This window comes from Paraburkholderia phenoliruptrix (assembly GCF_902859825.1).
Taxonomy (GTDB): domain Bacteria; phylum Pseudomonadota; class Gammaproteobacteria; order Burkholderiales; family Burkholderiaceae; genus Paraburkholderia; species Paraburkholderia phenoliruptrix.
On the sequence record NZ_CADIKB010000016.1, the window covers coordinates 66843 to 81152 of the forward strand.

A 14310-nucleotide genomic window follows, 5' to 3' on the forward strand; every position below is an offset into this window, starting at 1 on the left:
AACGGCATGGCAGAGTTCTTCATCAAGCGTCCGATTCTCGCGTGGGTCATGGCCATCGTCATCATGCTGGTGGGTGCGGCGGCGGTCACGAGCCTTCCTGTAGAGCAGTACCCCACCATCGCGCCGCCCTCGGTGCAGATCACGGCCACCTACCCCGGCGCCTCGGCCGATACCATCGCGGCCACCGTCACCCAGGTGATCGAGCAGAAGCTGAGCGGCATCGACAACGTGCTGTACATGTCGTCCACGAGCAGTTCCGCAGGGCAGGCCACCATCACCTTGACGTTCAACCCCGGCACGAATCCCGACATCGCGCAGGTGCAGGTTCAGAACAAAGTGTCGCAGGCCACGCCCACGCTGCCCCAAACGGTGCAGGAGCAAGGCGTTCAGGTGGCGAAGGCGTCGACGAACTTTCTGATGATCGTCGCGCTCTCGTCGCCGGGCGGCACCTGGAACTCGGTGGATCTCGGCAACATCATTGCGAGCCAGATCGAGGACCCGCTCTCGCAGCTCAACGGCGTGGGCGACGTGACGCTGTTCGGCGCGCAGCACGCCATGCGCATCTGGCTCAATCCGGTGAAGCTGCGCAGCGTCGGCCTCACGGCTTCGGACGTGACCTCGGCCATTACGAACCAGAATGTCGAGCTCTCCACGGGCCAGGTGGGCGGCGCGCCTGCCACGGATTCGCAGGCCATCAACGCCACCATCCGCTCGTCCAGCCTGCTCACCACGGCTGATCAGTTCGCCAACATCCTGCTGCGCGTGAACAGCGACGGCTCGGGTGTGCTGCTCAAGGACGTGGCGCGCGTGGAGGTGGGCGGCGACAGCTACGAGACCTCGTCTCGCCTCAACGGCAAACCCGCCGCGGCGCTCGCCGTCAAGCTTGCGACCGGCGCGAACGCGCTCGAAGCCGCCAAAGCGGTGCGCGCGAAGCTCGCCGAACTCCAGCCGCAACTGCCGAAGGACGTCGCGATCAGTTATCCGTACGACACCACGCCATTCGTGCGCATTTCGATCGAAGAGGTCGTGAAGACGCTGTTCGAAGCGGTCGTGCTGGTGTTTCTCGTGATGTACCTGTTCCTGCAGAACGTACGCGCCACGCTGATTCCCACCATCGTGGTGCCGGTCGCGCTGCTGGGCACATTCGGCGTGATGTCGATGATCGGTTTCTCGATCAACGTGCTTTCCATGTTCGCCATGGTGCTCGCCATCGGCCTGCTCGTGGACGATGCGATCGTGGTGGTGGAGAACGTCGAGCGCATCATGAGCGAGGAGAAGCTCGAACCGAAGGCGGCCACACGCAAGGCGCTGGGCCAGATCACGGGCGCGCTGATCGGCGTGACCACGGTGCTCACCGCCGTGTTCATTCCGATGGCGTTCTTCTCGGGCTCCACCGGCGCGATCTACCGGCAGTTCTCCATCACGATCGTGTCCGCGATGCTGCTGTCGGTCGTGCTCGCGCTCACGCTCACGCCGGCCCTGTGCGCCACGCTGCTCAAGCGCGCCGACGCCGAGCACCACGAGAAGCGCGGCTTCTTCGGCTGGTTCAACCGCTGGTTTGGGAAAGGCAACGCGGGCTACAGCTCGTCGCTCGCCCGTGTGGTGGCTCGGCCTACGCGGTACATGCTGCTCTACGGCGTCATCGCCGGCATCGTGGCGTTGCTCTACGTCACGCTGCCCTCCTCGTTCCTGCCCGACGAGGACCAGGGCTACTTCATCGTGTCGATCAGCGCGCCCGCGGGCACGCCGGCCTCGGGCACGCTGAAGACGGTGCAGGCCGTGGAGCAGTATGTGCTGAACGACGAGCCGGGCGTGAAGCAGGTGATCGCCATCAACGGCTTCAGCTTCAACGGGCAAGGGCAGAACAACGCCATCGCGTTCGTGAGCCTCAAGGACTGGAGCCAGCGCAGTGCGCGTGACAGCGCGCAGGCCATCATCGGGCGCGCCAACCAGCATTTCGCGGGGAATCGCGATGCGCGCATCTTCGTGCTGAATCCGCCCGCCATTCAAGAACTGGGCACGCAAAGCGGTCTCGACTTTGAGATCGAAGACCGCGGCGGCGCGGGTCACGATAAGCTGCTCGCCGTGCGCAACCAGTTTCTCGGCATGGCGTCGAAGGAACCGACGCTCGCGATGGTCCGCCCTTCCGGCCTTGAAGACACGCCGCAGCTCCAGGTGGACGTCGACCGCAAAAAGGCCAACGCGCTGGGGCTTTCCGTCTCCGACGTTAACGACACGCTGCAGACGGCGTTCGGTTCGTCCTACGTGAACAACTACATCGACACGGGACGCGTGCAGAAGGTCTATGTGCAGTCCGACGCGCCGTATCGCATGATGCCCACCGATCTGGGCGACTGGTATGTGAAGGCGAGCAGCAGTTCGTCATCCTCATCGTCTTCAGGCACGACCACGACAGGCTACGACTCCACGATGGTGCCCTTCTCGTCGTTCGCAAAAAGCCGCTGGACGTTCGGGCCGCCGCAGATCGAGCGTTACAACCGGCGGTTGGCCATGGGCATTTCGGCCTCCACGCGGCCCGGTGTGAGCACCGGCGAGGCCATGAACGCGGTCGAGCAGCTCGCGCACAAACTGCCGCCCGGCTTCGCTCTGGAATGGACAGGACAATCGTACCAAGAGAAGCAGGCGGGCTCCCAGGCCACGACACTCTACGCGATCTCGCTCGTCGTCGTTTTCCTGTGCCTCGCGGGTCTCTACGAAAGCTGGTCGATTCCGCTCGCGGTGCTGCTCGTCGTGCCGCTCGGCGTGCTCGGTGCGTTGCTTGCCGCGCATGGGCGCGGACTTTCGAACGACATCTACTTCAAGGTGGGACTGCTGGCCACCATCGGGCTTTCCACGAAGAACGCCATTCTGATCGTCGAGTTCGCGAAGGATCTGCAGGCGCAGGGGTACAGCCTCGTGGACGCCGTACTCGAAGCCGCCCACATGCGGCTGCGCCCCATTCTCATGACCTCGCTCGCGTTTGTCTTCGGCGTGCTGCCGCTCGTCATCAGCACGGGTGCCGGCGCCGGTGCACGCCACGCCATCGGCACGGGTGTGACGGGCGGCATGATCGCGGCCACGGTGCTCGCCATCTTCTTCGTACCGGTCTTCTTCGTCGTGGTGCGCAGACTGTTCAAGGAACACGGTCACGCCACGCACTCTGCCGACATCAACGAGGGCAACGCATGAAACGCACACTGATCGCCCTTCTTTGTGCGGCCGCACTGGCAGGCTGCACGCTCGACCCGACGTACCAGCGCCCGGCCGCGCCGGTCGACAGCACCTGGTCCGCCACCCCCGCGCCGGCGCAGCCGAAGGCGGCGCAGACCACCGCGGCGGCGCCGCTGGCTGCCGACCTCGGCTGGCGCGACTTTTTCAAGGACCCGCGCCTGCAAAAACTGATCGAACTCGCGCTTGCGAACAACCGCGACATGCGCGTGGCCGCGCTCAATGTGGCGGAGTACGAAGCGCAGTACCGCATTGCGCGCGCCAACATCGGAGCGACCATCAGCGCATCGGGCTCGGTCACGCGCGAACGCGTGGAAGGCTCCACGAGCGCATACAGCTCAAGCAGCGCGAGCGTAGGCCTCACGTCGTGGGAGATCGACTTCTTCGGCCGCCTGCGCAGCCTGAAGCGTCAGGCACTGGAGCAATACCTCGCGACGGACGCGGCGCGCACGAGCACGCAGATCAGCCTGATCGCGACGGTCGCCACCGACTATCTGCAACTGCTCTCCGACGAAGCTTCGTTGCAGATCGCGCAAAACACCGTGGATGCGGACCAGCACACCTACGACCTCACGGTGAGCATGATGAAGATGGGCAACGCGTCGCTGCAGGACGTGCGCCAGGCCGAAAGCTCGCTGGCGAGCGCGCGCTCGAGCCTCGCCTCGTACACGCGTGCGGTGGCGCAGGACCGCAACAACCTGGTAGCCGAAATCGGCGCGCCGCTGCCCGACGATCTGCCCCAGTACCCTTCGCTGATGGAAAGCGAAAACACGTTCGCGGACATCGGCGAAGGCGTGCCGTCGGATCTGCTCACGCGCCGACCCGACATCGTCGAAGCCGAGCACACGCTGAAGGCCGCCAACGCCAACATCGGCGCGGCGCGCGCCGCGTTCCTTCCGAAGATCGAGCTGACGGCTTCTGCGGGCACCACAAGCGGCAGCCTCTCGAACCTGTTCAAGGCGGGCACCGGCGCGTGGACGTTTGCGCCGTCCATCTCTGTGCCTATCTTCGACTTCGGCTACAACCGCGCCACGCTGGACGTGGCGAAAGTCGAAAAGGACATCGACATCGCCAACTACGAAAAGGCCATCCAGACGGCGTTCAAGGAAGTGTCGAATGCGCTCGCGGGACGCACGACGTACGTCACGCAAGTGATCGCAGACCGTGATTATGTGAACTCCGCGCAGCAGTACTACGACCTCGCGCAGGCACGCTACCACAGCGGCACCGACAGCTTCCTGACCCTGCTGGACGCGCAACGCACGCTCTACACCGCGCAACAGCAACTGGTCACGGACATGCTCGCCAAACAGTCCAACCTGATCACGCTGTACAAGGTGCTGGGCGGCGGCTGGACCGAAACCGGCGCGGTGGCGCAGCGGTAGTCAGGCGTGTCACCGGGGGGTCGTTTTCCAGCTGGAAACGGCCCCTCTCATTCTGTCCACATTTGTCGCCCTTCGCTTTTTTCGGAACACGCGGCGATCTGTGCCTGAAGGATGAGGCTTGCGCGTACGGTTACGTACAGCGGTTTCCGTACATGCGTTAAGCCACCGTGCGCGGGTTCGAGTCATCTGCCACAAGCGTCCCGGAGCGACGCCGAGCACCTGCTCACGGCCGGCACGGACGTACCGTTGATGCGGTTGTCCCCAAAAAACAGTTTGACAAACTATCTTTAGATATATATCTTACGACACATCTTAAGACGCACACGGAGGGCGCATCATGCGTCATCACCACCGCTTTGCCGGCCGGCACGCCGCAGATCACCCGTTTGATTCTCCCTTCGAGCGCCCGTCGTTCCACGCGCTCTGGCATGCGTTGACCCGTCCCCATTCAGCTCGCGACGAAAGCGCGGAAAGCGTCCACCGCTTCTCTGCGCATGCGCTCTGGCACGCAATCGGCCGCCATCATGAGCATCGCGGCGGGCGCGGTCCCTTCGGCGGCGGGCCGGGCGGTTTCGGCGGCGACGGCGACGGCTTTCCCCGCGGCCGCAAATTCAGTTCCGACGACCTGCAACTGCTGCTGCTCTCGCTGATCGACGCGCAACCGAGCCACGGCTACGAGCTCATCAAGGCGCTGCAAACGCGCTCGAACGGCTTCTACAGCCCGAGCCCCGGCATGGTGTACCCGGCGCTCACCTATCTGGAAGAACTCGGCTACGTCACCGTGCAGCTCGAAGGCAACCGCAAGCGCTATGAACTCGCGCAGGCGGGTCGCGAGTATCTCGCGGCCAATCGCGAGCGCGTCGAGTTGATGCTGGCGAGACTCAGCCACATCGCGCGCAAGATGGATTCGGTGCGCCGCGCATTCGCCGGCGAAGAGCCGGCCGACATCAGCGAGGGCGGCTGGCTGCCCGAGCTGAACCAGGCGCGCCGCGCGCTGAAAAATGCGCTGCTGCGCCGTGACAACGCGCCCGCTGAAGAGCAGCGCCGCATTGCCGCGATCCTCATGCGAGCCGCGCAAGAAATCGAAGGCGAACAGAATCCAGGGAATCCTAACGATAACGCAACCGCCACCTGAACTGGCCGCTTCCGGCGCTTCGCGCGCCTCACACTGAATCCACGCGGCCAACGAACCGACAGGAGTAGCGCCTTCATGCCGACTCAGGAAAATCGACTCGACCTCGCCGTGCAACGCGTGCGGCATCCGCTGAAATTCCGCCTGCTGCAAGTGAAAAAAGTGCAGCCGCTCACACCGCATCTGATCCGCGTGACCTTGACCGGCGAGGACCTGCACGACTTCGTGTCCGCCTCGTTCGACGACCACATCAAGGTGTTCTTCCCGGAGCCCGGCGCCGACAAGCCGGTCCTGCCGCAAGCGGGCCCCGACGGTCCCTTGTTTCCCGAAGGACGCCGACCGGTCGCGCGCGATTTCACGCCGCGCCGCTTCGACCGCGAGGCGCGCGAGCTCGACATCGAATTCGCCATGCACGATGCCGGCCCCGCGGCGACGTGGGCGGCAGAGGCGCAAGCCGGCCAGTATCTCGGCATCGGCGGGCCTCGCGGTTCGCTCGTGATCCCCACCGCTTTCGACTGGCACTTGCTGATCGGCGACGACACCGCGTTGCCCGCCATCGCGCGCCGCCTCGAGGAGCTGCCGGCCGGCAAGCGCGTAGCGGCTGTGATCGAGGTAGCCGATCCGCCGGCGCGCATCGAGTTCAAAACGCAGGCGGAGCTGCATCTCGTGTGGCGTTACCGCAGCGAAGGCGACACGCGCGGCGAGGCCTTGCTGCAAGCGGTCCGCGCAACCTGCCTGCCGCGAGACGGCGAAGGCTATGTGTGGGCCGCGGGCGAATCAGCGACGATTCGCGCCGTTCGCTATCACCTGTGCACGGAACGCGGCGTCGACAAATCGCGCATTCGCGCGGCGAGCTACTGGAAACAGGGCGCCGTGGCCGTGCATGAAACGCTCGACGACTGAGCGCCACGCCCAAAACAACAACAAGGAATCTGCCGATGTATTCGCTCGACGCAAACCATGAGCGCCGTCTGCTCTGGCTGCTCGCGCTAACCCAGTTCACCATCATCATGGACTTCATGGTGATGATGCCGCTCGGTCCTCAGATCATGCATTCGTTCGGCATTACGCCTGCCGAGTTTGCAACGGCCGTGTCGGCGTATTCGTGGTGCTCGGGCTTGTCGGGCCTGTTCGCGGCCACCTATATCGACCGCTTCGACCGGCGCCGTCTTCTGCTCGCCATGTATGCGCTCTTCGCGTTGTCGAACCTCGCGTGCGCGCTCGCAAACAGCTTCCATCTGCTGCTCGCCGCGCGCGCGTTCGCGGGCATTACAGGCGGCGTGCTGGCCTCAGTCATCATGGCCATCGTCGCGGACGTGATTCCGGTGCAACGGCGAGGGGCCGCCACCGGTACCATCATGACCGCCTTCTCGCTTGCCGCGATCGCGGGCGTGCCGGCCGGCGTCATGTTGGGCGCGCATTTCGGCTGGGCCGCGCCATTTCTGCTGCTCGTCGCACTGTCGGGCGCGATCTGGCTGGCCGGCTGGCGACTCGTGCCGTCGCTCGCCGGGCATCTGAGCCGGCGTCAGCCGCCGCTCGTGGAAGTGCTGCCGGACTTGATGCGGCTTCTCTGCGACCCACGGCATCTGGCCGCCTTCGCGCTGACTTTCGTGATGATGGTCGCGCACATGCTCGTCATTCCGTTTATCTCGCCAGTACTGGTAGCCAACCACGGCGTCGCGCCTGAGCAGTTGTCGTGGCTGTACATGGCCGGCGGCGCGGCAACGTTCTTCACTTCGCGCCGCGTCGGCAAGCTCGCGGACCGCTTCGGCCCGCGGCGCGTGTTCCGGATCACGGCGCTGCTTGCCTGCCTGCCGGTACTCTTCGTGACGCACTTGCCGGATCTGCCGTTTTACGCGCTGCTGCTGTTCTTTCCCGTCTTCATGGTCCTCATGTCCGCACGGATGGTGCCGATGCAGGCCCTGCTGACCACCGTGCCGCAGCCGGATCGGCGAGGTGCGTTCCTCAGCGCAAACAGCGCGCTGCAGGCACTGGGCACAGGCTGCGGCGCGTGGTTCGGCGGCCTGATGCTCGGTAATGCTTCTGACGGTCGGATTCTCGGATATGGAACCGTCGGCTGGGTCTCGGTGGCGGTCGCGCTTGCCGGTGTTCTATGGATCTCGCACGTGCGAAGCGCGCAGGTACCGCAAAACGAAGCGCCCGCGCCGGCTGTCGTGCGCGGCGATGCGGTGGCCGGGGAAGGGTGACTGGAAATGCAATGAGCGGGCGCGGGTTTCCCCGCCCCGCCCGCCCCGCTTTACTTCCGTTACGTCCGTTACTTCCCTTACTTCATTTCCGCGCCGAGATCCGCCAGCGGATGCGCCTCCCGCTTCCACGGCGAAGTCAGAAAATGCCTGACGCGCTCGGGCCGCACTTCGGCCAGCGTGGCCGGCGCCCAGCGTCCCTTGCGGTCCTTGTCGATCAACTGGGCCCGCACGCCTTCGCAGAAATCGCCCTCTTCGATCGCCCGTTTGACGATGCCCAGTTCCATCCTGAAGCACTCGGCGAGTGTCATCTGGCGGCCGCGCAAGAGCGCCTCGCGCGTCACGTAAAGCATGGTGGGCGAATGGGCCGCGAGTGCATCGCACGTGGACTGCAGCCACTGCCTCGCTTCGCGCGGCGGGTCGCGCTCGAGATCCTGCCGCAACGTCGCCATGATTCTGTCAACGCCGGAACGCCGGTCGAAATGCCGCAACACCCGTTGCGTCAACGGCGCCAACGGGGCGTGCGGCACGATGTTGCACGGCGGCTCGAACACGCCGCGCAATGCGCTCATAAGATCGCCGTCGTGCGACATGCGCCGCAAGCGCTCTTCCGAAGACGCAAGCCAGTCGGCCGGCACGCACAGATCGGCGAGCTGCAGGCGCAACGCGTCGGCGCCCGACAATGTTGCGCCCGTCAGACCGACATACAACTCGAACTCCACGGGCATGACCGAAAGAAAGCGGGTCGCGCCGACGTCCGGCACGAAACCGATGCGCGTCTCCGGCATCGCGATCCTGCTGCGCTCGGTCACGATGCGCAGACGCGCCGCCTGCCCGAGTCCCATGCCGCCGCCCATCGCGATGCCGTCGAGCACCGCGACCACCGGCTTCGGAAAAGTATGCAGCGCGTAATCCAGCCGGTATTCGTCGACGAAAAACGCAAGCCAGCGGTTATCGCCGTTCGTCGCGAGGCGATGCACCTCGCGCACATCGCCGCCCGCACAAAAGCCCTTCTTTCCAGCGCCTTTCAGCACGAGCGCGACAATGCCGTCGTCATGTCGGCAATGCTCGAGCAGTACCGCGAGCTCGCGAATCATCGCGTGGGACAGCGCATTGAGCGCAGCCGGCCGGTTCAGCGTGATGATCGCGACGCGGTTGACCACGCGAAACAGGATCTCGCGTTCTGCTTCGACCGGCGCTTCGGGCATAAACTCGGGCAAGACGCTTTGTAAAGCGCTCATCGTTCGGTCTCCTCATTTTCGGCCCGCGGGGCGCTCGTGGTGTTCTGAGCGTCTGCGGCCTCGCCGTCCTGCATGACCTCCCAGCGCGGCGCGCGTTTTTCGAGGAACGCGTTGACGCCTTCGCGCTGATCGGCCCCGTCGAACAGATCGACGAAACGCTCGCGTTCCAGTGCAAGCGCGGCCGAGCGCGGCACGCCGTGACGCGCCTGATGTATCAACGTCTTGCTGAAGCCGACGGCCTGCGGACTCAGCGTCGCGACGCGCGCCGCCATGGCGAGCGCGGCCTCGCGCGCGGCGCCCTTGTCCACCACCTCCTCGACGAGACGAATACGTAGCGCGGTGGCCGCATCCACCCGTTCGCCCGTGAGAATCATGCGCTTCGCCCAGCCTTCGCCGACGAGCCACGGCAACGTCTGTGTGCCGCAACCGCAGGGCAGCAGCCCGACCGCGGTCTCGGGCAGCGCCATCACCGCGTGCTGTTCGGCAATCCGGATATCACACGCCAGTGCGCATTCGAGCCCGCCGCCCATCGCATAGCCGTTGATCGCGGCGATCACCACGGGCCGCGCGTTCTGCAACGCTTCGAAGGCCGCGCCGAAGCGCGCTGCCGCGACACGTGCGACTTCGCGGTTGCCGTCGGCGAAAGTATTCAGGTCCGCGCCTGCGCTGAAGAACTTCGGACCCTCGCCGGTGATGACGATGGCGCGAACCCGCGCCTCGCCGTTCAGGCGCGCAACCGTCTGCTGCAAGTGCAGCAAGCCTTCCGGCGTGAAGGCATTGGCGGGCGGGCGGTTCAGTGTGAGTTGCGCCACTGCTCCGCCGTGCGCGTAGTCGAGTTCGATCATCGCGCGTCTCCGTTGCCGCTGCCCTGCCCGCGGTCGTCACGATAGAGCTTGATGACTGCGGAAAAGTCCAGACGTCCTGCGCCTTTTGTGCTCATCGTCTGATAGAGCTGCTGGGCGAGCGCTCCGAGGTACACCGGCTGACGCGCAAGCTTCGCGGCGTCCGTGGCGAGTCCCAGATCCTTCAGCATGAGGTCCGTGCCGAAGCCGCCCGTATAACCGCGCGAGGCCGGCGCGCCGTCTATCACGCCCGGCATCGGGTTATAGGTGTCCGAGCTCCAGCAGCGGCCCGTCGACGTATTGATGATGCCGCCGAGCACCTTCACGTCGATGCCGAGCGCTTCGCCGAGCGACATGGCCTCGGCCACGCCCGCCATCGTGATGCCGAGCACGAGGTTGTTGCAGATCTTCGCGACCTGGCCCGTGCCCGTGTCGCCGCAATGCACGATGTTCTTCCCCATCGCCGACAGCACCGGCTTCACCTGCTCATATGTGCTCGCGCTGCCGCCCACCATGAAGGTCAGCGTGCCCGCTGCGGCGCCGCCCGTGCCGCCAGACACGGGAGCATCGACAAACGTATTGCCGCGCTGCGAGGCGAGTGCGGCGAACGCTTTGACGCTGGCCGGATCGATCGTGCTCGAATCCACGATGACGACGCCTTTGGGAATGCCGGCCAGCACGCCGTCTTCGGCCGTCAGCACGCTGTGCACATGCGCCGCCGCGGGCAGCATCGTGATCACGCATTCGACATCGCTCGCCGCCGCTTTCGGCGACGCAGCAGCCTTCGCGCCCGCCTCGACGAGCACCTGCACGGCCTGCGTATTCAGGTCGAAAACGTTGACCGCATGGCCTGCTTTCAGCAGGTTGTGCGCCATCGGCGCGCCCATGTTGCCGAGTCCGATAAAGCCAATCTTCATGATGCCGCCTCCATGGTTGCGGGCTCGTTCAGCGCAGGCTGATGGTCGTGTTCACACCGTCGTTGACTGTATCGTCGTCGAACCAGCGCGCGGTGACCGTTTTGGTTTGCGTGTAGAACTGCACGACCTGCTTGCCGTACGGGCCCAGGTCGCCGAGCTTCGAACCGCGCGAACCCGTGAAGCTGAAAAACGGCACGGGCACCGGAATCGGAATGTTGATGCCGACCTGGCCGACGTCGATCTCGCTCTGGAATTTGCGCGCCGCCGCGCCGCTTTGCGTGAAGAGGCCGACGCCGTTGCCGAACGGATTGCGATTGACGAGCGCGATAGCATCGTCGAGCGTCGCGGCATTGAGCACAAGCAGCACCGGCCCGAAAATCTCGGTGCGATAGATCTCCATCTCCGTGCTGACGTCCGTGAAAATCGTCGGACCGATGAAATTGCCTTCCTCGTAGCCCGGCACTTTCACGTCGCGGCCGTCGAGTGCTAGCGTGGCGCCTTCTTTCACGCCCGCTTCGATCAGCCCGAGAATGCGCGCTTTCGCGGCGCGCGAAACAACCGGGCCGATATCCGTGTTCGGCTCGTGGCCCGCGTTGACCTTGAGCGTGCGCGCCTTCGCGACCAGATCGGGCAGCCACTGCTGCGCCGCGCCCACCAGCACGACCACCGACGTCGCCATGCAACGCTGCCCCGCCGCGCCGAAACCGGCGCCCGCGAGCGCATTCAAGGTCTGCTCCCGATTCGCATCGGGCAGCACGACGGCGTGATTCTTCGCGCCCATCATCGACTGCACGCGCTTGCCGTGCTCACCGCCTAAGCGGTATACGTGCGTGCCGACCGCCGTGGAGCCGACGAAGGAAATCGCCTTCACCAGTTCATGCGTGCACAGCGCGTCGACCACGTCCTTGCCGCCGTGCACCACGTTCAGCACGCCCTTGGGCACGCCCGCCTCGAGTGCCAGCTCGACCAGTTGCATGGTCGACAACGGGTCCTGCTCGGAAGGCTTCAGCACGAAGGTATTGCCGCAAACAATCGCCATCGGAAACATCCAGAGCGGGATCATGGCGGGGAAGTTGAACGGCGTGATGCCCGCGCATACGCCAAGCGGCTGACGCAGCGTGTAGGTATCCACACCGCCCGCGACGTTTTCGGCGAATTCGCCTTGCTGCAAGGTGCCGATCGAGCACGCATGCTCGACCACTTCGAGTCCACGAAACACGTCGCCTTCGGCATCCGCGATCGTCTTGCCCTGTTCGGCGCTCAGCGTCTTCGCAATGCGCGGCATGTGCTCGCGAATCAGCGCCTGGTACCGGAGCATGATGCGCATGCGCGCGCCGATGGGCGTGTCTTTCCATGTGCTGAACGCGGCATGCGCCGAGCGGATCGCTTCGTTGACTTCGTCGGCGGTTGCGAAGGGCACGCGCGCAAGCACCTGTTGCGTCGCCGGATTGATAATGTCACGCCATTCGGTGGTTTTCGATTCGACGAACTCGCCGTTGATCAGCAGCTTCACGGTGTTCGAGGCCATTGCGTTCATGCGGTGAACTCCTGTTGTACCTGAAATGGACCTGTACCGGGCCTAGGGCCGGCCAGCGATTCTGGACAAAAATGCACGAGGCGACGCGCGCTAGCGCAGGTCGGGGAAATCTTCTTCCCAGTACTCGTCCGGCAAACGCGCGGGTTCCGCCTGCCGCTCCATTTCGCGTCGCCGCAACTCCACGCGGCGGATCTTGCCCGAGATGGTTTTCGGCAGTTCGCTGAATTGCAGACGGCGAATCCGCTTATACGGTGCGAGTTTTTCGCGGGAGAAGGCGAACACGGCCCGCGCGAGTTCCGGCCCCGCTTCGTACCCCTGGCGCACGGTGACAAACGCTTTGGGCACCGAAAGGCGCAGCGCGTCGGCGCTCGGCACAACCGCCGCTTCGCCTATGGCCTCGTGCTCGATCAGCACGCTTTCCAGTTCGAAGGGACTCAGCCGGTAGTCCGACGATTTGAAAACGTCGTCGGCACGGCCCACGTACACGTAATAGCCGTCATCGCGACGCAGGGCGACGTCGGACGTGCGGTAAAAGCCGTTGCGCATGGCCTGCGCGGTCGCCTTCTCGTTGTTCGCATAGCCCGTCATCAAACCCAGCGGTCGCCCCGTTCCGTCGGGTCCGAGCGGCAACGCGATCTCGCCTTCGGTGACAGGCTGATCGTCGGCGTCGAGCAATTCGATCCGATAGCCCGGCAACGGACGCCCCATCGAACCCGCCACGACCGGCTGCCCCGGCGAGTTGCCGATCTGGCAGGTGGTCTCGGTCTGCCCGAAACCATCGCGAATCGTGATGCCCCACGCGTGCTTCACGCGCTCGATGATCTCCGGATTCAGCGGCTCGCCCGCGCCGACAATCTCGCGCAGCTTCACCGGATACTCCGCGAGAGGCTCCTGCACGAGCATGCGCCACACGGTGGGCGGTGCGCACAGCGTGGTCACGTTGAAACGCACCAGCACATTGAGCGTGTCCTTGGGCACGAAGCGCGCGAAGTTGAACACGAACACGCAGGCCTGCGCATTCCACGGCGCGAAGAAACAGCTCCACGCGTGCTTCGCCCAGCCCGGCGAGCTGATATTCCAATGGATGTCGTTCGGCTGCAGGCCGATCCAGTACAGCGTCGACAGGTGGCCGACCGGATAGCTTTGATGCGTGTGCTCGACGAGCTTCGGCTTCGAGGTCGTGCCGGAGGTGAAATACAGCAGCAGCGGATCGGTGGCGCGCGTGACGCCCTCGGGCGTGAATTGCGGCGATGCGTCATACGCCGCGGCCAGATCGATCCAGCCGTCGCGCGGCGCGCCCACGGAAAGGCGCGTCAAAGGCACGTCGAGCGAATCGAATTTGGAGAGCTCCGCGCTATCCACCACCGCAAAGTTCGCGCCGCCAATCTGCACGCGGTCGCGCACGTCGTCGGCAGAAAGCTGGGTAGTGGCGGGCAGCACGATGGCGCCGAGCTTCATCGCAGCGAGCATGACGTCCCACAGTTCGACGCGGTTCGGCAGCATCAGCAGCACGCGGTCGCCGCGCTTCACGCCCACGCCGCGCAGAAAGTTGGCCATGCGCGCGGAGCGTTCCGACATCTGCGCGTACGACAGGCGCAAGCCCTCTCCGGCCGGATCGTCGACGATCCACAGCGCCGGGTTGTCGTTGCCGCGCGCGATCGCGTCGAAATAGTCGAGCGCCCAGTTGAACTCGTCCAGCACCGGCCAGGCGAACTCGCGGTACGCGCGGTCATAGTCGGTTCGATGACGCAGTAACAGGTCGCGGGCGTCGAAGAAGGCTTTCGCTGCAGTCATGGTCGTCTCCTGATTGGGCGCGGTGGGATC

General features: G+C 65.0%; 10 protein-coding genes. 5 read left to right on the plus strand and 5 right to left on the minus strand.

Features of this window, described 5'->3' with window-relative positions:
• Positions 1–6 precede the first annotated feature (6 nt).
• The 5 genes from HV711_RS17530 (at position 7) to HV711_RS17550 (ending at position 7952) form a co-directional block, all read left to right on the plus strand.
• Positions 7–3189, plus strand: a complete 3183-nt coding sequence (locus tag HV711_RS17530) for an efflux RND transporter permease subunit (protein ID WP_035479116.1) — start codon at positions 7–9, stop codon at positions 3187–3189.
• Complete coding sequence (locus HV711_RS17535) at positions 3186–4613, plus strand: efflux transporter outer membrane subunit (protein WP_035479118.1); 1428 nt, start codon at positions 3186–3188, stop codon at positions 4611–4613. The genes HV711_RS17530 and HV711_RS17535 overlap by 4 nt, the downstream gene beginning before the upstream one ends.
• A 337-nt stretch (positions 4614–4950) precedes the next feature.
• Positions 4951–5748, plus strand: a complete 798-nt coding sequence (locus tag HV711_RS17540; RefSeq protein ID WP_035479119.1) for a PadR family transcriptional regulator — start codon at positions 4951–4953, stop codon at positions 5746–5748.
• 75 nt (positions 5749–5823) lie between these two features.
• Positions 5824–6648 carry a siderophore-interacting protein gene (locus HV711_RS17545; protein WP_035479121.1) on the plus strand — a complete coding sequence of 275 codons (825 nt, stop codon included), beginning with the start codon at positions 5824–5826 and terminating at the stop codon, positions 6646–6648.
• A 35-nt stretch (positions 6649–6683) separates the two neighbouring features.
• Positions 6684–7952: an MFS transporter gene (locus HV711_RS17550; protein ID WP_035479122.1), complete on the plus strand. Its 1269-nt coding sequence runs from the start codon at positions 6684–6686 to the stop codon at positions 7950–7952.
• 77 nt (positions 7953–8029) lie between these two features.
• Here the strand turns inward: HV711_RS17550 and HV711_RS17555 are convergent, their stop codons facing one another.
• From HV711_RS17555 to HV711_RS17575, 5 genes are all read right to left on the minus strand, one after another.
• Entirely contained in the window at positions 8030–9190 is a 1161-nt protein-coding gene (locus HV711_RS17555) for an enoyl-CoA hydratase/isomerase family protein (RefSeq protein WP_035479123.1), read from the minus strand.
• Entirely contained in the window at positions 9187–10035 is an 849-nt protein-coding gene (locus HV711_RS17560; RefSeq protein WP_035479124.1) for an enoyl-CoA hydratase, read from the minus strand. The genes HV711_RS17555 and HV711_RS17560 overlap by 4 nt, the downstream gene beginning before the upstream one ends.
• Complete coding sequence (mmsB, locus tag HV711_RS17565; protein WP_013590343.1) at positions 10032–10949, minus strand: 3-hydroxyisobutyrate dehydrogenase; 918 nt, start codon at positions 10947–10949, stop codon at positions 10032–10034. The genes HV711_RS17560 and mmsB overlap by 4 nt, the downstream gene beginning before the upstream one ends.
• A 28-nt stretch (positions 10950–10977) precedes the next feature.
• Entirely contained in the window at positions 10978–12486 is a 1509-nt protein-coding gene (locus HV711_RS17570) for a CoA-acylating methylmalonate-semialdehyde dehydrogenase (RefSeq protein WP_028359791.1), read from the minus strand.
• A gap of 90 nt (positions 12487–12576) precedes the next feature.
• Positions 12577–14280 (minus strand): AMP-binding protein, encoded by a 1704-nt coding sequence (locus HV711_RS17575; protein WP_013590345.1) that lies wholly within the window; start codon positions 14278–14280, stop codon positions 12577–12579.
• Positions 14281–14310: the final 30 nt, after the last annotated feature.

Coding starts and splice junctions, on each gene's coding strand:
- HV711_RS17530 (WP_035479116.1), top strand. CDS start 7: ATGGCAGAGTTCTTCATCAAGCGTCCGATTCTCGCGTGGGTCATGGCC.
- HV711_RS17535 (WP_035479118.1), top strand. CDS start 3,186: ATGAAACGCACACTGATCGCCCTTCTTTGTGCGGCCGCACTGGCAGGC.
- HV711_RS17540 (WP_035479119.1), top strand. CDS start 4,951: ATGCGTCATCACCACCGCTTTGCCGGCCGGCACGCCGCAGATCACCCG.
- HV711_RS17545 (WP_035479121.1), top strand. CDS start 5,824: ATGCCGACTCAGGAAAATCGACTCGACCTCGCCGTGCAACGCGTGCGG.
- HV711_RS17550 (WP_035479122.1), top strand. CDS start 6,684: ATGTATTCGCTCGACGCAAACCATGAGCGCCGTCTGCTCTGGCTGCTC.
- HV711_RS17555 (WP_035479123.1), bottom strand. CDS start 9,190: ATGAGCGCTTTACAAAGCGTCTTGCCCGAGTTTATGCCCGAAGCGCCG.
- HV711_RS17560 (WP_035479124.1), bottom strand. CDS start 10,035: ATGATCGAACTCGACTACGCGCACGGCGGAGCAGTGGCGCAACTCACA.
- mmsB (WP_013590343.1), bottom strand. CDS start 10,949: ATGAAGATTGGCTTTATCGGACTCGGCAACATGGGCGCGCCGATGGCG.
- HV711_RS17570 (WP_028359791.1), bottom strand. CDS start 12,486: ATGAACGCAATGGCCTCGAACACCGTGAAGCTGCTGATCAACGGCGAG.
- HV711_RS17575 (WP_013590345.1), bottom strand. CDS start 14,280: ATGACTGCAGCGAAAGCCTTCTTCGACGCCCGCGACCTGTTACTGCGT.